Genomic DNA, 17,493 nt, shown 5'->3' with positions numbered 1-17,493 from the left:
ACGTGATGACGAACAAAACTGTTCAAGAGCTGATTTCCCGCTCCAACCGCCTCGGCGCGGACAAGCGGAACACCAACTTCGCCGGCGGCAACACCTCGGCCAAGGGCACCGCAACGGACCCCGTCACGGGTGAGGACGTCCAGCTGCTGTGGGTGAAGGGGTCCGGTGGCGATCTGGGCACGCTGAAGGAGCAGAACCTTGCGGTGCTGCGCCTGGACCGGCTGACCGCGCTGAAGAAGGTCTACCCCGGCGTCGAGCACGAGGATGAGATGGTGGCTGCGTTCGATTACTGTCTGCACGGCAAGGGCGGCGCAGCGCCTTCGATCGATACGGCGATGCATGGTTTGGTGGAGGCCGCGCACGTTGACCACCTGCACCCGGACTCCGGCATCGCCATCGCGACGGCGGTGGACGGTGACGCGCTCACCACCAAGATTTTCGGTGACAAGGTGGTGTGGGTGCCGTGGCGCCGTCCGGGGTTCCAGCTGGGCCTGGACATCGCCGCGATCAAGGACGCCAACCCGCAGGCCATCGGCACCATCCTGGGCGGCCACGGCATCACCGCCTGGGGAGCCACCAGCGAAGAAGCCGAAGCCCACTCCCTGTGGATCATCGACCAGGCCGAAAAGTACATCGCGGAGAACGGCAAGGCGGACCCCTTCGGCCCCAAGCTGCCCGGGTACGCAGCCCTTCCCGAGGCCGAGCGCCGCGCCAAAGCCGCCGCCCTGGCACCGGTGATCCGCGGCCTGGCCTCCACGGACAAGCCGCAGCTGGGGCACTTCAGCGATGACGCCGTCGTCCTGGACTTCCTCGAAGCCGCCGAACACCCGCGCCTGGGCGCCCTGGGCACCTCCTGCCCGGACCACTTCCTGCGCACCAAGGTCAAGCCACTGATCCTGGACCTGCCCGCGGACGCCAGTGTGGAGGACTCGATCGCCCGGCTGCACGAGCTGCATGCGGACTATCGGGAGGACTACCAGGCCTACTACGACCGCCACGCAGATGCTGGCAGCCCTGCCCTGCGCGGCGCGGACCCTGCGATCGTGCTGGTCCCCGGCGTGGGCATGTTCTCCTTCGGGGCGAACAAGCAGACCGCCCGGGTTGCCGGCGAGTTCTACATCAACGCCATCAACGTCATGCGCGGCGCCGAGGCCATCTCCACCTACGCACCCATCGAGGAATCCGAGAAGTTCCGGATCGAGTACTGGGCACTGGAGGAAGCCAAGCTGGCCCGCATGCCCAAGCCCAAGTCGCACGCCACCCGCATCGCGCTGGTGACCGGCGCGGCATCCGGCATCGGCAAGGCCATCGCCACGCGGTTGGCGTCCGACGGCGCGTGCGTCGTCATTGCCGACCTGAACCTTGAAAACGCACAAAAGGTCGCCGAGGAACTGGGCGGTGCCGACGTCGCCATCGGTGTCCAGGCGGACGTTACCGACGAAGCACAGGTCGCCGCCGCGATCGACGCCGCCGTCCTGGCGTTCGGCGGCGTGGACCTGGTGGCCAACAACGCCGGCCTGTCCATTTCCAAGCCGCTGCTGGAAACCACCGAAAAGGACTGGGACCTGCAGCACAACGTCATGGCCAAGGGCTCGTTCCTGGTGGCCAAGGCAGCCGCGAAGGTGATGATCGCCCAGGGCATGGGCGGGGACATCATCTACATCTCCTCCAAGAACTCCGTGTTCGCCGGCCCCAACAACATCGCCTACTCCGCCACCAAGGCAGACCAGGCCCACCAGGTGCGGCTCCTCGCGGCTGAACTGGGCGAGCACGGCATCCGCGTCAACGGCATTAACCCCGACGGCGTGGTCCGCGGCTCCGGGATCTTCGCCGGCGGCTGGGGCGCCAAACGCGCCGCGGTCTACGGCGTGGACGAGGAGAAACTGGGCGAATACTACGCCCAGCGCACCCTTCTCAAGCGCGAGGTCCTGCCCGAGCACGTGGCCAACGCCGCCGCCGTGCTCACCAGCAACGAACTGTCCCACACCACCGGCCTGCACATCCCCGTGGACGCCGGGGTGGCGGCGGCCTTCCTTCGGTGAGCACGTCTTCGAACGGTGTCGACGGCGGCGTGTTCGCCGCCGTCGACATCGGCGCCTCCTCCGGCCGCGTGATCCTTGGCCGCGCCAGCGGGAGCGGAGTATCGCTGCAGACCGTCCACCGCTTTCCCAACGGCGTGGTGGAGCACGACGGCGGCCTCCGCTGGGACTTCGACGCCCTGTTCACGGAAGTCCTTGCCGGCCTTCGGACCGCGGCCACCGTGGCCTCGGCGCAGGGCGAAACGATTGCCAGTATTGGCATCGACACCTGGGCCGTGGACTACGGACTGGTCAACAAGGCCGGCGAGCTCGTGGCCCAGCCCTTCAGCTACCGGGACGACCGCAGCCGGGCCGCCGTCGCGCCCGTGCATGCCAAGCTGGACCCGAGCCGGCTGTACCAGACCTCAGGCCTGCAGTTCCTGCAGTTCAACACCATCTACCAGCTGGCCACCGAACGCGGCCTGGACGGGCTGCAGGCACTCCTCATCCCGGACCTGATCGCCTTCCGGCTCACCGGCGTGCGGCGGACAGAGGCCACCAACGCCTCCACCACCGGGCTGTTCGACGCCGTGGCAGGGGAGTGGGCCACCGAATTCTTCACGGCGCTGGGCTTGCGGAAGGACCTGTTCCCACCCCTGATCCAGCCCGGTGAAACTGTCGGTACCCTGCTGCCGGAGATCGCCGCTCAGGTGGGGCTTCCGCAGGTCACGAAAGTTGTGGCCGTCGGCTCCCACGACACCGCGTCCGCCGTCGCCGCAGTCCCCGCACAGGGCGAAAACTTTGCCTACATCTCCTCAGGCACGTGGTCGCTGGTGGGGCTGGAACTGAAACATCCGGTCCTGACCGAGGCCAGCCGGGAAGCGAACTTCACCAATGAACGCGGCGTGGACGGCACCACCCGCTACCTGCGGAACGTGGGCGGACTGTGGCTGCTGAGCGAATGCCAGCGCACCTGGGCAGCGGAAGGGTTCAAACCCGACCTCACGGCCCTGCTGGCCGCGGCCGCCGCTTTGCCCGCCGGCGGCCCCCAGATCAACGCCGACGATCCGTACTTCATCGCCCCGGACAACATGCCGGAGCGCATCCGTGCGGCAGTCCGGCGCACCGGCGATGTCCTGTCCAGCGATCCGGCAGCCATCACCCGCTGCATCATGGACAGCCTTGCGGCCGGCTACGCCAGGACCATCACTGCTGCGGAACGCCTCGCCGGCCGTTCCGTGGACGTGGTGCACGTGGTGGGCGGCGGCTCCCAGAACGCCCTGCTTTGCCAGCTCACGGCCAACGCCACCGGACGTCCCGTCGTCGCCGGGCCGGTCGAAGCCACCGCCCTGGGCAACGTGCTGGTCCAGGCCCGGGCCGCCGGGGCCGTTGCCGGCGGACTGGCCGAGCTCCGCCGGATCGTCGCCACCGGGACCAGCCTTGACCGGTACCAACCACTTGTCGCTGCGCGCCAGGGATGCGTGAATTAGGAATGCCCCTTTTCGACCTCCCCCTCGCCCAGCTGCGCAGCTACACTTCGGGGGTCACGCCACCGGAGGACCTCCAGGCGTTTTGGGATGCCACGGTGGGGGAAGCGCGGGCGCATCCACTGGACGCCACTTTCGAACCGGTGGAGAACTACCTGACCGTGATCGACACCTTCGACGCCACGTTCTCCGGCTTTGGCGGCGCGCCCATCAAAGGTTGGCTGCACCTGCCGGCCAACCGGGAGGCAGGCGCCCGGCTGCCGGTGGTAGTGACCTACATTGGCTATTCCGGCGGCCGTGGCCTGGTCAACCAGGACACGCGCTGGGCGCAGGCCGGGTACGCGCACTTCATTATGGACACCCGCGGCCAGGGGTACGGCGGCCTGGTGGGTGATACGGCTGATCCGCATCCGTCCGCGGGCGACGTGGCGCATGCTGGCCTGATGACGAGAGGCATCTCGAGCCGGGAGGATTACTACTACCGCCGTGTCTACGTGGACGCCTTCCGCGCGGTGGAGGCCGCCCAGGCCCACCCCACCGTCGATCCTGCCAAAGTGGTGCTGGCCGGTGTCAGCCAGGGTGGCGGCCTGGTGGTGGCCACGGCGGGGCTCACCGCGGGACGGCTCGACGGCGTCATCGCCGCGCTGCCCGACGTCCCCTTCCTCCAGGACTTCCCCCGCGCCATCGACATCACCCCGCGCGGCCCGTACCCGGAGATAGCCCAGTTCCTCGCCCGGCACCGGGACCGGTACGACGCCGCCATGGAGGTCCTCAACTATTTCGACGGCGTCAATTTGGCCGCCTGGGCCTCCGTTCCGGCGCTGTACTCCGCTGCCCAGATGGACGACATCTGCCCGCCGTCGACGGTTTTCGCCAGCTTCAACGCCTATGGATCAGCGGCAGCATCGGGCGGCAATCCCGGTAAGGAGATGGAGGTGTACCGGTTCAACAACCACGAAGGCGGCCAGGAACACCACTGGATCCGGCAGCTGCAGTTCCTGCGCAAGCTGCTGGGGTAGGCGGCGCGGGAATGTGACGGACACAGATTTTGCGGCGGCGGGCGGCCGGGCTTATGGTCTTTCCCATGACTAACCGTTGGTATGCGTATTTTTCGTTGGCTCTGGAGGAGCCCGCGTCTAACTGACACGCATCCAACTTCCTTCAGAGCCAACAGGGCAGAGATCATTCTCTGCCCTTCGCCGTTTCTCCGGCGGGTTCTGAAATCCGGGCCCGCTTCCCATCTGGAACAGGACCCCGAACATGAGCACCGCAACAGCAGCAGCCCCGGCCAGCGACACCAAGTCCACCTCGAACCTGCGCGTCAGCGAATTCACCCCGCTGCCCACCCCGTCGGCACTCCTCACCAAACTGCCACTGGACGCCCGGGCCGCTGCCGTCGTCGAACGCGGCCGCGATGAGGTGCGCGCCATCATGGACGGCGTGGACGACCGCCTGCTGGTCATCGTAGGCCCCTGCTCCATCCACGACCCCAAGGCCGGCCTCGAGTACGCGCGGCGGCTGGTCAGCCAGGCCGAGAAGCACAAGGAAGACCTGCTGATTGTCATGCGGACCTACTTCGAGAAGCCGCGTACCACGGTGGGCTGGAAGGGCCTGATCAACGATCCCCGGCTGGACGGCAGCCACGACATGGTCACCGGCCTCCGCACGGCCCGGCAGTTCCTGCAGCAGGTCACCGCGCTGGGCCTGCCCACCGCCACTGAATTCCTGGAACCGATCAGCCCCCAGTACATGGCTGACCTGATCTCGTGGGGCGCCATCGGTGCGCGTACCACGGAGAGCCAGATCCACCGGCAGCTGGCGTCCGGGCTTTCCATGCCCATCGGGTTCAAGAACGGGACCGACGGCGGCCTGCAGGTTGCCATCGATGCCTGCGGTGCCGCCGCGGCGGCGCAGGCGTTCCTGGGGATCGACGGCGAGGGCCGGGCAGCGCTGGTGGCAACGGCAGGAAACCCCGACACCCACGTCATCCTCCGCGGTGGCCGGAAGGGGCCCAACTACTCCGCGGCCGAGGTGGAACGGGCCTCCACCGAATTGGCAGGCAAGGGGCTCAATCCCCGCCTGATCGTTGACGCCAGCCACGCCAACAGCGGCAAGAGCCACCACCGGCAGGCGGAGGTCGCGCTGGAGATCGGTGCCCAGCTTGAAGAGGGGGGAGTGGCAGCCCGGGCCGTTGCCGGCGTCATGCTGGAAAGCTTCCTGGTGGGCGGAGCCCAGAACCTGGACGTTGCAGAGCACGCGGCGGGGCGCTCCACGCTGGTCTACGGCCAGAGCGTGACGGACGCCTGCATGGACTGGGATGTCTCGGCTTCGGTCCTGGAGCAGCTGGCAGCGTCGGCGCGGAAGCGGCGGCAGCAGAATTAGGGGGCGAAATAGGGGAGGCCACTACTTTCACATCTGCCACATGAACATCTAGAGTATCTTCTTAGGTGGTTGGTGGATGGCTCAGCATCGGAACACCGCATTGGCACGTACCTGGGGTCACTGTTGTCCATCCGTCAGCAAAGGAAAATAGGGAAATGTCGGCAGAACAGAACTTCTCCAACGCGAAGTTCCTGACCGTGGCTGAAGTGGCCGAGGTCATGCGCGTCTCCAAAATGACTGTTTACCGCCTGGTCCACTCCGGCGAAATGCCGGCGGTGCGCTTCGGCCGCTCCTACCGGGTCCCCGAAAACGCCGTCGAACAGTACCTTAAGGGCGCTGTTGTGGACGGCCACAGCGAGACCGCCTGAGGCGGCCTGTCCTGAGCCGCTCCCGATAAGCGGTACCCTGTTAAGGAACGTTTTACGTCATTGTAAGAATCTGTCAGTTGTTCAGTTCGTAGCTTTGTCCACGGACATTTCCCATCAGGCAGGTACTGCATCTAGTTTGTAAGGAACTTTCGTGGGTTCAGTTATCAAGAAGCGTCGCAAGCGTATGGCCAAGAAGAAGCACCGCAAGCTGCTTCGCAAGACTCGTCACCAGCGCCGCAACAAGAAGTAGCAATACTTCGAACAGCGTGAAGATGCCCGTCGCCCTCCAAGGCGGCGGGCATTTTTTTGGCTACGCCCGGGGGCCGCGGATGCGGGCGAAGCCTTTCCAGAGGCCGTAGATGGCGCCGCCGAAGGTTGCTGCCTTGAGGCCAAGGGTGGCGGCGCGGCGGCCGGCGCGGAAATCGTAGACCGGCCAGTTCCGGTCGCGGGCGTGGCGGCGGAGCTTCGCGTCCGGGTTGATGGCAACCGGGTGGCCCACCAGCGAAAGTAGCGGAACGTCGTTGTAGGAATCGCTGTACGCCCAGCAGCGCTTGAGGTCCAGGTCCTCCTGGTCCGCGATGGCCTGCACGGCTACCGCCTTGGCCGAACCGTGGAGGATGTCTCCCACCAGGCGTCCGGTGTACATACCGTCCGACACTTCCCCCACCGTGCCCAAGGCCCCCGTCAGCCCCAGCCGGGTGGAGATCACCGTGGCCACTTCGATGGGCGTGGCCGTTACGAGCCAGACGCGGCGGCCCACCCGGAGGTGCTGTTCAGCCAACGCCTTGGCACCTGGCCAGATCCGCGACGCGATCATCTCGTCGTAGACCTCTTCGCCCAGCGCCTTGATGTCGTCAACCGTGATGCCGGCAGCGAGTGTCAGGGCCGAATCGCGGACCGCATGGACGTCGTCGATGTTTTCCCCGCGCGCCACGAACTTGAACTGCTTCCACGCGAACCCGGCAGCCTCAGTGAGCGTAAACGCCCCCCGCTGGTGCATCTTGCGGGCCACATGGAAGAGGCTGGCACCGCGCATCAAGGTATTGTCCACGTCGAAAAACGCCGCCTCACCGGGCTGCGGGGCAGCAACCGGCCGTGTAACGACGGCAACGTATTTCTCCTCGGGCATGGACTTGAGTCTAGTCAATCCACATGGCCGGCGCGGTCGGCGTCAACTGCACGGCGCGAACGGCGATACCGTTAAGCCATGGCTACCCCCCGCGTCGTCCTGGTCACCAAAGCTGAGTGCCACCTCTGCGAAGAGGCGCGCGACGCCGTCGGCCGGGTCACTTCCGCGTTGGGCCTTGAATGGCGCGAAGAGCTGGTGGACAACCAGCCCGAACTGCGCGAGCGCTACGCAGAAGAGATTCCCGTGGTCCTGGTGGACGGGGTGCAGCGCGACTTTTGGAAAATCGACGAAGCCCGGCTGGAACGCGTCCTGCGGCGCGCCATGGCCAAGTAGGGGGATGCGAATGACGTCCTTGGATTCAACCCCCCAGCCTGTGCCGGACGTGCCGGATGCCGCGGGCTCACCGGCCAAGCAGATTCCTCCCGCCGCCGTGGCCCGGTTGACGCTATACCTGCGTGCCCTGAATACGCTGCTGGCCGAGGGGGTTGAGCGTGTTTCGTCGGAATCGCTCGCGGAAGCCTCCGGCGTCAGTTCCTCCACGCTGCGCAAGGACCTGTCCCATGTGGGGTCCTACGGGACCAGGGGAGTGGGCTATGAGGTGCAGTACCTGAGCCGCCACATCGCTGCGGCCCTGGGGCTGACCCATGACTGGAAAGTGGCCATCGTCGGAGCCGGAAACCTGGGCAAAGCACTGGCGCGCTACGGCGGCTTCGAATCGCGGGGCTTCGACGTGGTGGCCATTTTCGACGCGGACCAGATGGTGGTGGGCAACGAGGTGGGATGGCTGCGGGTCAGCGACGTGGCAGACCTCGAGACCGTCCTCCACCGCACCGGGGCCAACATGGTGGTGCTGGCACTTCCCGCCGCGGTGGCCCAGGGCATCTGCGACCGGGTGGTGGCGGCCGGTGTGCACAGCGTGCTCAGCTTCGCTCCCGTCATGCTGCAGGTCCCTGAAGGAGTGAACCTCCGCAAAGTGGACATGGCCACCGAGCTCCAGATCCTGGCCTATCACGCCCAACGGGCGCAGGCGCCGGGACAGCCGGCCTGAGCCCAGGTTTAAAAGCGGTGGCCCGGGATGCTGGACATCCCGGGCCACCGCTGCGTTCTGCCGTAGGCGTTACCGCCCGTAAGGGTTGCCGAAGCCGCCGGAATAGGGGTTGGCGAACGGCTGCTGTTTCCGGAAGTACGGGGCAGCGGCCGGGAGGTAGAGCAGGACAATGGCGGCGATGCCCAGGACCGTCCCGAGCGTTCCGAAGGTGGGGACCCCGAACAGGCCCAAAACGGAGAGCGCTGCAAACACGGTTCCGAGGATGCGTGCCCAGTTTTTGCCCTTGCGGACAAAGAATGCCACCAGCAGGTAGAGCGCGACGCCGATGATCGCGAAGACCACCAGCGTGCCGGCGATGACGCTCTTGATGTCGTCATACGTAACGGCCGCTCCGCTGGCTTTCACCTGCTGCTCAAAAGCCTGACGGAACTGTGGGTCATCGAGCTGGGTGAGGCCGGCGAGCACGGAAACGACAAAGATCACCGCGGACGCGATCAGCAGCCAGAACGAGATGTTCACCAGTTGCGGGATGCCGTTGCTTCCCGCCGGCTGGGGCTGCTCCGAGGGGTATTGGCCGTACGGGGACTGGCCATAGGGCGACTGCCCGTACTGGGGAGCATTCTGGCCATATGGGGAACCGTACTGCGGCGCATTCTGGCCGTACTGCGGTGCTGCCGGGGGCTGCGAGCCGTATTGGGGCTGGTTCTGGCCGTACTGCGGTGCGTTCTGGCCGTACTGGGGCGCGTTTTGGCCGTAGCGCGGCTGCTCGGGTCCGGGCTGCTGGCTGCCGGACTGGTCATTGCCGGAATAGGGGTCTTGGGGCGCGGGAGGCGGGACGGGAGGAGTACTCATGGGCGTTCCTTCTGCAGGTCGGGATCCAGGTGGGCTGCCGGGATTCGGTCCTCAGCCTTCCCCCCAGCATGGCTTAGCTCCACCGTACCCCCGGCGGCGGAGATGTGGGTGATGCGGGCGGTATTCACGCACAGAACTGTGACCTGGAACGGCGCCTTTAAACAGCGCACCCCGGCGCCGGGCCGGGAAAGGCCTGGTGCCGGGGTGCGCCGGATGGGGAAGTTATGCTGCGGGGGCGATGAAGGCAAGTTCCAGGTTGATGGCAACCTTGTCGCTGACCAGGACGCCGCCGGCTTCGAGGACGGCGTTCCAGGTCAGGCCGAAGTCCTTGCGGCTGATGGTGGTCTCGGCGGTCAGGCCGGCGCGGGTGTTGCCGAACGGATCGACGGCCACGCCGTGGAGCTCGGTCTCGAGGGCCACGGGGCGGGTGACACCCTTGATGGTGAGGTCGCCCTGGAGCTCGTAGGCGTCGCCCTTGGGGACGATCGCGTTGGAAACGAAGGAGATCTCCGGAAACTTCTCGACGTCGAAGAAGTCTTCGCCGCGGACGTGGCCGTCGCGGTTGGCGTCGCCGGAGTCGAAGCTGGCGGTCTTGATGGTGGCGTTGACCTTGGAGTCGGCCACGTTCTCGGCGAGGCTCAGGGTGGCCTCGGCTTCCTTGAACTGGCCGCGGACCTTGCTGATGCCGGCGTGCCGGACGGTGAAGCCGATCTCGCTGTGGGAGTTGTCCAGGGTCCAGGTGCCGGTGGTGACGTCTGCGGGAAGTGCCATGATGTTGCTCCTTGGTGTGAATGCCTGCTGTGGTCCTGCGGTTGAATCTTCATCGGTTGAAGCCTCAACTATCTTGCTGCATCCAGTATAAACATGCGTTTGCATGTTTTGTTCCAGCTTTCGGAACATTTCTTCAGAAACTTAAGTTCTACTCTTTGTAGAAAGCGCGTCCCGGAGATTTCGGATCGCACGCCATCTTTGAGAAACTGGTAAACATGCCCCAAGCCACTGTCCATCTGCTCCGCCACGGCGAGGTCCACAATCCCGACGGCGTTCTCTATGGACGGCTCCCGGAATTCCACCTCTCCGAGCTGGGGCAGGAGATGGCCCGGACCCTGGCCGAGCACTTCCGGCAGCGCGCCGAGCGCGGCGCCCGGATTACCTACCTGGCCGCCTCACCGCTTGACCGTGCGCAGGAAACCGCGCGGCCGACGTCGGAAGCGCTGCGCCTGCAGATCCACACCGACCAGCGCATCATAGAAGCGGAAAACTACTTTGAGGGCATGAAGGTCACCAAGGCTGAACTCCGCCGGCCAAAGCACTGGCCTCGCCTGGTCAACCCGCTGCGCCCGTCGTGGGGCGAACCGTACAAGGAGCAGGCGGCAAGAGTGGCGGCTGCGGTGCAGGACGCACGGCTGCGCGCCATCGAACTGGCCGGCGGCGACTTTGGTGCCGCTGGCCCCGAGGCCATCCTCGTCAGCCACCAGCTTCCAATCTGGGCGGCACGGCTGAGTGCGGAGGGCCGGCCGCTGTGGCACGACCCGCGCAAGCGCGAGTGCACCCTGACATCCCTTACGTCCCTGGTTTTCGACGACGACGGCTCGCTTTTGCGGGTCGAGTACAGCGAGCCTGCGGCGTCCCTTCTTCCCGGTGCCGCCAGCACCCCTGGAGCCTAGCAGTGAGCAACAACAACCTTCCCTCGCGCCGGAGCCTGCTCTCGGCAGGCGGCATGGCCCTGACCGCGCTGACCCTTGGCCTGTCCGGCTGCGCCCAGGAGGATGCCCTGGCCAAGCAGGCCAAGGCCGGTGACAACAAGAACTATGTTGCCGGCGACGGCTCCGTAACCGAGTTCGCCGCCGGGGACCGCAAGGAAGCCGTGCAGATCCAGGGAGCGCTTTTCAGCGGCGCCGCCGTGACCCCCGCAGACTTCCAGGGCAAGGTCAGCGTCCTGAACTTCTGGTTCGCCGCCTGCGCGCCGTGCCGCGTGGAGGCGCCGCTCCTGGAGGAGCTGCACCAGGAGTTCAAGGACCAGGGCGTGCAGTTCTTCGGCGTCAACCTCCGGGACGAGAAGCCCACGGCCGAAGCGTTCGAGAAGACCTTCAACCTGACCTACCCCAGCTTTGACGACAAGGACGGCAGCGTCCTGCTCTCCGTGTCGGGCCTGGTCCCGCCCGGCGCCGTACCCACCACGCTGGTGCTGGACAAGCAGGGCCGCGTGGCCTCTCGCGTCCTCGGGGAAATCGAGAAGGGCACCCTGAAAGCCCTCATCACCGCCGCCGTGGCGGAATAGGGACGGGCCGGGACCGTGAACAGCCCCTTCGCCGAAGCCATCCTCAGCGGCTCCCTCCTGCTCGCCATTCCGGTGGCCCTGCTGGCAGGACTGGTGTCCTTCCTTTCGCCGTGCGTCCTTCCCCTGGTTCCCGGATACCTGGGCTATGTGACCGGCCTGAGCGGCGTGGACCTGCAGAAGCAGAAACGCGGGCGGATGCTGGCGGGCATTGGGTTGTTCGTCCTGGGCTTCTCCGTGATCTTCGTCCTGCTGGGCGGTGCATTCGGCCAGCTGGGCACGCTGATTACGGGCAGCCAGAATGCCTGGATCACCCAGCTCCTGGGCGTCCTGGTCATCATCATGGGGATCGTCTTCATGGGCGGTTTCAGCTGGCTGCAGCGTGACGCGAAGATCCACGCCAAGCCGCCCGCCGGGCTCTGGGGAGCGCCACTGCTGGGCCTGACCTTCGGCCTGGGCTGGGCCCCGTGCATCGGCCCCACCTACTCCGCAGTGCAGCTGCTCAGCCTCTCCGGCGGATCCTCTGCGGCCAAGGGTGCTTTCCTGGCCTTTGTCTACAGCCTGGGACTTGGCATCCCATTCCTGCTGATCGCCCTGGCCCTGCGCCGGGGGATGGGCGTCATGGCGTTCTTCCGCAAGCACCGCGTGGCCATCCAGCGGACCGGCGGCGGGATCCTGGTGGTGCTCGGGATTTTGATGGCCACCGGGGTGTGGGGTGCCTGGGTGACCGGGCTGCAGTACTGGTTCCAAACCGACGTGAAGTTGCCGATCTGATGAGCGAGCGTGTGAACGTAAAGAAGAAGCAATCCGCCCCTGTGGCAGAGGCGAAAGCCCAGGCCGCCCTTCCGGCCCTGGGACCCAAGGGCATGCTGCGGTGGGCCTGGACCCAGCTGACCAGCATGCGCACCGCGCTGTTCCTGCTGCTGCTCCTGGCCGTCGCCGCGGTCCCGGGATCACTGTTCCCGCAACGCCCGGCAAACCCGGCGGTGGTAACCCAGTACATCAAGGACCACCCTGACTACGGCAAGCTGCTGGACTCCCTGCAGCTCTACGACGTCTACTCCTCGGCCTGGTTCTCGGCGATCTACCTGCTGCTGTTCATCTCCCTGATCGGCTGCGTGGTACCCCGCGCCATCGCCCACTACAAGGCCATGCGCTCCCAGCCGCCGCGGACCCCGCAGCGCCTCTCCCGGCTGCCCGAATACGGCACCCTGGTGATCCCCTCCGGTGCGGCCATCCCGTCGTCGGACGCCATCAACGGCGCGGCCCGGGTGCTGCGGAAACGCGGCTACCGGGTGGAGGTCAGGGATGCCGACGGCGCCCTTCCGTCCCTGGGTGCCGAACGCGGCTTCATGAAGGAAGTGGGCAACCTGGTCTTCCACACCTCGCTCATCGGCGTCCTGGTGTCCGTGGCAGCCGGCGGCCTGTTCGGGTACAGCGGCCAGCGCATCCTGGTCGAAGGCGACACGTTCGTGAACACCCTGGTGGGCTACGACCAGTTCAACCCGGGAACCAACTTCCAGCCCAGCCAGCTCCAGCCCTACTCGCTGCAGCTGGACAAGTTCAACATCACGTTCGACCGTGAATCCAAGGGCAAGTTCGGCCAGCCCATCGACTTTGCCGCCACGGTAACCACCAAGGAAAACCCGGACGCTCCGCCCAAGCAGGAGACCCTGAAGGTCAACGACCCCGTGAGCCTGGGAGGCACCAGCATCTACCTCACCGGCAACGGTTACGCCCCGGTGGTGACCATCCGGGACGGAGCGGGCAACGTGGCCATGCAGGGCCCGGTGGTCGCAAAGCTGCAGGGCGAGAACTACTACTCCTCCGTAGTGATCAAGGTCCCTGACGCCCAGCCGGACCAGCTGGGCTTCGTGGGCTTCTTCCTCCCCACCGCGTTCGTCACGGACAAGAATGTCTCCTTCAGCGCCGACCCCGAGCTGTTCAACCCGCAGCTGACCCTGAACTCGTACTACGGCGACCTGGGCCTGAACAAGGGTGCCCCGCAGAACGTCTTCGAACTGGATGTCAAGAACCTGACCCCGCTTAACGCCCGGAACCTGGCTGCCGGCGGCATTACGCTGGCACCGGGCTCCACCTACACGCTGCCCGACGGCAAGGGCAGCATCAGCTTCGACGGCGTCAAGCGGTACATCGGCGTGGACATCCACCACAATCCCGGGCAGCTGTCCGCCCTTGTCTTCGCGCTGCTGGCCGTGGCAGGCCTGATCCTCTCGCTCTACGTCAACCGCCGGCGCGTCTGGGTACGCACCGGCACCGCCGCCGACGGCCGCACCATGGTGGAATACGGGCTCCTGGCCCGCGGTGAGGACCACCGCCTGGCCGGCGAGGCAGCAGCGCTGCGGAAACTCTTCGCCGCAGAGTGGCAATTGCCTGACGAGGCGGTCCCTGGGGATGCCGCTTCCGCAGGCGCCGCCCCGTCCCAGCAAACTCCCAGCCGGGCAGGCGATAATGTCGCAGGCTCCGTCAGCACCCCAGCAGGCCCCACCGGGCCCAAAAAGGACCAGTAATGCCATTTGGAATCAACGAAACCATGGGCCAGTACAGCGAACTCTTCATGCTGCTGGCGGCGGGCACCTATACGGTGGCCTTCATTGCCTTCGCCTGGGACCTGGCCAAGAGCAGCAAAGCTTTGCGCGCCGTGGACCTCAAGGCCGCCCAGGCCGGGACCGCCGCCAGGGTTCCCGTGGGAGCCGGCGTTGCCACGGGATCTGCCGGGGGCCGCCTGAGCGGGCCGGCCGACCGTGCCGAGCGCCCGTCGTCGTCCACTGCCAAGGCCGGCGGCGCAGGAACGGAAGGCATCGTGACGGCGGGCGGCGACATGAAGTATGCCGCGGAACGCCGCGTTCCGGCGCGGGTCGCCGTGGCCCTGACCACCCTCGCAGTCCTGATCCATGCCGCCGGCGTGGTCACCAGGGCGCTGGGAGCCGGGCGCGTGCCATGGGGCAACATGTACGAATTCCTCACCACCGGCGCCTTCCTGGTGGCGGCCGTATTCCTGCTCTCGCTCATCCGCCGCGACCTGCGCTTCCTGGGCACCTTCGTGGTGGGCCTGGTGATCATCATGATGGTGGCCGCCTCGGTGGCCTTCTGGACCCCCGTCGGCCACCTCGTTCCCGCCCTGCAGAGCTACTGGCTGGTCATCCACGTTTCCATCGCCGTGCTCTCCTCCGCCCTTTTCACCCTGACGTTCGCGATGTCGGCACTGCAGCTGGTCCAGTCCCACCGGCAGAAGACCGTTGCCGCCGGCGGGACCGACAAACTTGGTTTCATGCGCCTGGTGCCCTCCGCACTGAGCCTTGAGAACCTGTCCTACCGGATCAACGCCATCGCCTTCATTGGCTGGACCTTCACTCTCATGTTCGGAGCCATCTGGGCCGAAAAGGCCTGGGGCCGGTTCTGGGGCTGGGACACCAAAGAGGTATGGACGTTCGTGATCTGGGTTGTCTACGCCGGATACCTGCACGCGCGTGCCACGCGCGGCTGGACCGGTACCCGCGCCGCCTGGCTCTCGATCGTGGGCTACTTCTGCGTGATCTTCAACTTCACCATCGTGAACACCTTGTTCAACGGGCTCCACTCCTACTCCGGCCTCTAGGAGGGCCTTCCCGGCCGGCAGCAACCGGGAAACCACGCACAACGCGGCACCTGCCCGCCAAATAACCATGCGATGTAGCAACAGGGCTGTCCCCGGGTCCCTCGGAATGCTACGTTGGTGACGTTCACTGTGATGAAGCTTGCATGTGGACGGCCAGCCTTCCGAGGTAACAATGAGCTACGCACTCGCCGTAGACGTCGGGACCAGTTTCACGGCAGCCGCCGTGGTTCGCTTTCACCAAGGTCCTTCCGCTGTGCCCGAGTGCCTGCCCCTGGGCGCGCGTGGAGCTTCCATCCCCTCCGTGGTCTACTTCCCGGAGGAAGGCACCGTCCTGGTGGGCGAGGCTGCGGAACGCCGCGGACTGGACTCACCGGAACGCGTTGCCCGTGAATTCAAACGCCGCATCGGCGACGACGTGCCCATCATCCTTGGCACCCTGTCACTGCAGCCGGAGGACGTCTTCGCCACCGTCGCCCGTTGGGTTGCAGACCGGGCCGCAGAACGCGAGGGCGGTCCGGCGTCGGCCGTCTACCTGACCCACCCGGCCGCCTGGGGCAGCCACCGGCTGTCCGTGATCCGCGAGGCCCTCACCGCCCACGGCGTGCAGAACGTGACCCTCCTCCCCGAACCCGAGGCCGCCGCACTGCACTACGCATCCCAGGTGCGCGTGGAGGAAGGCAGCACCATCGCCGTGTACGACCTCGGCGGGGGCACCTTCGACACCGCCGTCCTCAGGAAGGCCGGCACCAGCCGCTTCGAACTGCTTGGCCGCCCCGAGGGCATTGAAGACCTCGGCGGCGCCGATTTCGACGCTGCGGTCTTCAGCTACGTCGCCGCCCATACCGGCAATGCCCTGGCGGACCTTGATGCCACCGATCCCGCGGTCCTCGGCGCCCTGGCCCGGCTCCGGCGCGAATGCGTGGAAGCCAAGGAAGCCCTGTCTGCGGACAGCGAGGCAAGCATTCCGGTGCTCCTGCCGGGCGTGCAGCAGCAGGTCCGCCTGGTCCGTTCAGAGTTTGAGGCCCTGATCGAAGAGCCCGTGCGGGAAACGGTGGACGCGCTCGAACACTCCCTGGCCCAGCTCCACCTTGCGCCGGCGGACCTGTCGACGGTGCTGCTGATCGGCGGTTCGTCGCGGATCCCGCTGGTGGCCCAGGTGGTCTCAGAGGAGCTGGACCGGCCCATAGCAGTGGACGCGGACCCCAAGTCCTCCATCTGCCTGGGGGCGGCCGTGGCGGCGCTTCTGGCCCATACCGCAGCAGCCCTGGAAACGGCGGCACCGGCGGGAACTGAAGCCAAGGAAGCCCTTGCGGCACGGACTGATGCGCGCAGCGAAGGGGCGCCGGCCGGCGTCGTACCCCCGGCCGTGCCACCCGCCCCGACCGGACCGGCGATGCCCAGCTGGTCGCGCAAATATGCGACGGCGGGAGCCGGGCCTGGGCATGGCGCCAGCGGGCGTGAGTGGCACGGTGGAAGGGGCGCCCATGCACCGAAACCCACCGTCCGCATCACTGCCGTCGCCGCGGCGGCTGCACTCCTGACGGTCCTTACGGCAACTGCCGCGCAAAGTCCCGACGGCTTTGGAAGCCTGACCGCCATGTTCGTCCCGCAGGCCGGCGCCAGCACGGAGGGCGGCTCCACCGGCCAGGCAACTCCGGGTGCAGGCGCGACACCAACGGTGGATGCGCCCCAGCCGCTGGCAGGCATCGAAGCGAGTGTCCGGAAGCCAATCGGGCAGGTACCCGGACTTGACGTATCCGCCTCACCCACCACGCGGCAGGCGTCCGGCGGAGAAGCGGCCGTGGGCGGAGCAAACCCGGGCGGTGCGGCAGCCGCCGGCGGGAATCCTCCTCCCGGAGCCGACGCGGGTGCAACAGGGACGGGTATCATTCCTGATTCAGCCACCGTGGGTCCGGCAATGCCGCCGGGCACCGCCGAGGCCGCCCCAACAGGCCCCGCCCCGGTTGACACGGCGTCGCCGGACCCTGCGACGCCCACACCCACGGACACCACCCAGCCAACAACGACGGACCCGGGCACGCCGTCGCCCAGCGGCACCGGCGATCCGTCGGGTTCCGGCACCCCTACCCCTGATCCCGGCACGTCGTCCCCCGGCACCGGGGAACCAACGCCGACCGTAGTGCCCACCACCCTGGCGGCCCCGGACCCGACAGGTGATCCCGTCGTTTCGCCTACGGCTGACCTGACGCCCACCCCGGCCGTTGCACCGTCACCCACTCCGGAGGACGCCACCGCCAGTCCCATTGAAACTGCCGTCGCAACGGCCTCGACCACCTCACCGGGGGCCTGAC

Annotated in this window: 18 protein-coding genes; 14 read left to right on the top strand and 4 right to left on the bottom strand. The window is 66.8% G+C overall.

Going from position 1 to position 17,493, the window contains the following annotated elements; translation table 11 throughout:
• Positions 1–5 precede the first annotated feature (5 nt).
• The 6 genes from J2T23_RS10155 (at position 6) to J2T23_RS10130 (ending at position 6,505) form a co-directional block, all read left to right on the top strand.
• Positions 6–2,042 carry a bifunctional aldolase/short-chain dehydrogenase gene (locus J2T23_RS10155; protein ID WP_307359620.1) on the top strand — a complete coding sequence of 679 codons (2,037 nt, stop codon included), beginning with the start codon at positions 6–8 and terminating at the stop codon, positions 2,040–2,042.
• Positions 2,039–3,508, top strand: coding sequence for a rhamnulokinase (locus J2T23_RS10150; RefSeq protein WP_307359618.1), 1,470 nt, complete (start codon positions 2,039–2,041; stop codon positions 3,506–3,508). The genes J2T23_RS10155 and J2T23_RS10150 overlap by 4 nt, the downstream gene beginning before the upstream one ends.
• A gap of 2 nt (positions 3,509–3,510) precedes the next feature.
• Positions 3,511–4,524: an acetylxylan esterase gene (locus J2T23_RS10145; RefSeq protein WP_307359615.1), complete on the top strand. Its 1,014-nt coding sequence runs from the start codon at positions 3,511–3,513 to the stop codon at positions 4,522–4,524.
• Between the two features lie 241 nt (positions 4,525–4,765).
• Positions 4,766–5,887: a 3-deoxy-7-phosphoheptulonate synthase gene (locus tag J2T23_RS10140; RefSeq protein WP_307359611.1), complete on the top strand. Its 1,122-nt coding sequence runs from the start codon at positions 4,766–4,768 to the stop codon at positions 5,885–5,887.
• Positions 5,888–6,042: 155 nt separating this feature from the next.
• On the top strand, positions 6,043–6,255 hold the full coding sequence (locus J2T23_RS10135) for a helix-turn-helix domain-containing protein (RefSeq protein ID WP_018761777.1): 213 nt from the start codon (positions 6,043–6,045) through the stop codon (positions 6,253–6,255).
• 151 nt (positions 6,256–6,406) lie between these two features.
• A complete protein-coding gene (locus tag J2T23_RS10130) occupies positions 6,407–6,505 on the top strand; it encodes a 30S ribosomal protein bS22 (protein WP_003792170.1) in 99 nt (32 codons plus the stop codon).
• 60 nt (positions 6,506–6,565) lie between these two features.
• On the opposite strand, the gene J2T23_RS10125 is transcribed toward J2T23_RS10130, so the two are convergent.
• Positions 6,566–7,384: an HAD family hydrolase gene (locus tag J2T23_RS10125; RefSeq protein WP_141159431.1), complete on the bottom strand. Its 819-nt coding sequence runs from the start codon at positions 7,382–7,384 to the stop codon at positions 6,566–6,568.
• A 78-nt stretch (positions 7,385–7,462) separates the two neighbouring features.
• Here J2T23_RS10125 and J2T23_RS10120 point away from each other — a divergent pair, with 78 nt between their 5' ends.
• Both J2T23_RS10120 and J2T23_RS10115 read left to right on the top strand, forming a co-directional pair.
• Positions 7,463–7,717 (top strand): glutaredoxin family protein, encoded by a 255-nt coding sequence (locus J2T23_RS10120; RefSeq protein WP_141159432.1) that lies wholly within the window; start codon positions 7,463–7,465, stop codon positions 7,715–7,717.
• A gap of 10 nt (positions 7,718–7,727) precedes the next feature.
• The gene (locus J2T23_RS10115; protein WP_141159433.1) at positions 7,728–8,432 is read left to right on the top strand and encodes a redox-sensing transcriptional repressor Rex; all 705 of its coding nucleotides are present in this window, start codon (positions 7,728–7,730) and stop codon (positions 8,430–8,432) included.
• Positions 8,433–8,501: 69 nt separating this feature from the next.
• Here the strand turns inward: J2T23_RS10115 and J2T23_RS10110 are convergent, their stop codons facing one another.
• The 3 genes from J2T23_RS10110 to J2T23_RS10100 form a co-directional block, all read right to left on the bottom strand.
• Positions 8,502–9,284, bottom strand: coding sequence for an ABC transporter permease family protein (locus tag J2T23_RS10110; protein WP_141159434.1), 783 nt, complete (start codon positions 9,282–9,284; stop codon positions 8,502–8,504).
• Positions 9,281–9,412 (bottom strand): hypothetical protein, encoded by a 132-nt coding sequence (locus J2T23_RS10105; RefSeq protein WP_256371469.1) that lies wholly within the window; start codon positions 9,410–9,412, stop codon positions 9,281–9,283. Before J2T23_RS10105 ends, J2T23_RS10110 begins: the two co-directional genes overlap by 4 nt.
• Positions 9,413–9,506: 94 nt before the next feature.
• Entirely contained in the window at positions 9,507–10,055 is a 549-nt protein-coding gene (locus J2T23_RS10100; protein WP_141159435.1) for a YceI family protein, read from the bottom strand.
• Between the two features lie 215 nt (positions 10,056–10,270).
• Between J2T23_RS10100 and J2T23_RS10095 the strand changes: the two genes are divergently transcribed.
• The 6 genes from J2T23_RS10095 (at position 10,271) to J2T23_RS10070 (ending at position 17,492) form a co-directional block, all read left to right on the top strand.
• Positions 10,271–10,951 (top strand): histidine phosphatase family protein, encoded by a 681-nt coding sequence (locus J2T23_RS10095; protein WP_141159436.1) that lies wholly within the window; start codon positions 10,271–10,273, stop codon positions 10,949–10,951.
• 53 nt (positions 10,952–11,004) lie between these two features.
• On the top strand, positions 11,005–11,565 hold the full coding sequence (locus J2T23_RS10090; protein ID WP_210411397.1) for a TlpA family protein disulfide reductase: 561 nt from the start codon (positions 11,005–11,007) through the stop codon (positions 11,563–11,565).
• 15 nt (positions 11,566–11,580) lie between these two features.
• The gene (locus tag J2T23_RS10085; RefSeq protein WP_141182396.1) at positions 11,581–12,336 is read left to right on the top strand and encodes a cytochrome c biogenesis CcdA family protein; all 756 of its coding nucleotides are present in this window, start codon (positions 11,581–11,583) and stop codon (positions 12,334–12,336) included.
• Positions 12,336–14,093 (top strand): cytochrome c biogenesis protein ResB, encoded by a 1,758-nt coding sequence (resB, locus tag J2T23_RS10080; protein ID WP_307359601.1) that lies wholly within the window; start codon positions 12,336–12,338, stop codon positions 14,091–14,093. Before J2T23_RS10085 ends, resB begins: the two co-directional genes overlap by 1 nt.
• Entirely contained in the window at positions 14,093–15,181 is a 1,089-nt protein-coding gene (ccsB, locus tag J2T23_RS10075; RefSeq protein ID WP_307359600.1) for a c-type cytochrome biogenesis protein CcsB, read from the top strand. Before resB ends, ccsB begins: the two co-directional genes overlap by 1 nt.
• Positions 15,182–15,353: 172 nt before the next feature.
• Positions 15,354–17,492 carry an Hsp70 family protein gene (locus J2T23_RS10070; RefSeq protein ID WP_307359597.1) on the top strand — a complete coding sequence of 713 codons (2,139 nt, stop codon included), beginning with the start codon at positions 15,354–15,356 and terminating at the stop codon, positions 17,490–17,492.
• The last annotated feature ends 1 nt before the right edge of the window (position 17,493 follow it).

Origin of the sequence: Pseudarthrobacter niigatensis (genome assembly GCF_030812615.1) — a bacterium.
Classification (GTDB): Bacteria; Actinomycetota; Actinomycetes; order Actinomycetales; family Micrococcaceae; genus Arthrobacter; species Arthrobacter niigatensis.
This window is presented reverse-complemented; position numbering and strand designations above follow the sequence as displayed.

Bases quoted from the DNA above. Each gene is read 5' to 3' on its own strand.
- J2T23_RS10155 (WP_307359620.1), top strand. From the start codon at position 6: ATGACGAACAAAACTGTTCAAGAGCTGATTTCCCGCTCCAACCGCCTC.
- J2T23_RS10145 (WP_307359615.1), top strand. From the start codon at position 3,511: ATGCCCCTTTTCGACCTCCCCCTCGCCCAGCTGCGCAGCTACACTTCG.
- J2T23_RS10140 (WP_307359611.1), top strand. From the start codon at position 4,766: ATGAGCACCGCAACAGCAGCAGCCCCGGCCAGCGACACCAAGTCCACC.
- J2T23_RS10135 (WP_018761777.1), top strand. From the start codon at position 6,043: ATGTCGGCAGAACAGAACTTCTCCAACGCGAAGTTCCTGACCGTGGCT.
- J2T23_RS10125 (WP_141159431.1), bottom strand. From the start codon at position 7,384: ATGCCCGAGGAGAAATACGTTGCCGTCGTTACACGGCCGGTTGCTGCC.
- J2T23_RS10120 (WP_141159432.1), top strand. From the start codon at position 7,463: ATGGCTACCCCCCGCGTCGTCCTGGTCACCAAAGCTGAGTGCCACCTC.
- J2T23_RS10115 (WP_141159433.1), top strand. From the start codon at position 7,728: ATGACGTCCTTGGATTCAACCCCCCAGCCTGTGCCGGACGTGCCGGAT.
- J2T23_RS10110 (WP_141159434.1), bottom strand. From the start codon at position 9,284: ATGAGTACTCCTCCCGTCCCGCCTCCCGCGCCCCAAGACCCCTATTCC.
- J2T23_RS10100 (WP_141159435.1), bottom strand. From the start codon at position 10,055: ATGGCACTTCCCGCAGACGTCACCACCGGCACCTGGACCCTGGACAAC.
- J2T23_RS10095 (WP_141159436.1), top strand. From the start codon at position 10,271: ATGCCCCAAGCCACTGTCCATCTGCTCCGCCACGGCGAGGTCCACAAT.
- J2T23_RS10090 (WP_210411397.1), top strand. From the start codon at position 11,005: ATGGCCCTGACCGCGCTGACCCTTGGCCTGTCCGGCTGCGCCCAGGAG.
- resB (WP_307359601.1), top strand. From the start codon at position 12,336: ATGAGCGAGCGTGTGAACGTAAAGAAGAAGCAATCCGCCCCTGTGGCA.
- ccsB (WP_307359600.1), top strand. From the start codon at position 14,093: ATGCCATTTGGAATCAACGAAACCATGGGCCAGTACAGCGAACTCTTC.
- J2T23_RS10070 (WP_307359597.1), top strand. From the start codon at position 15,354: ATGAGCTACGCACTCGCCGTAGACGTCGGGACCAGTTTCACGGCAGCC.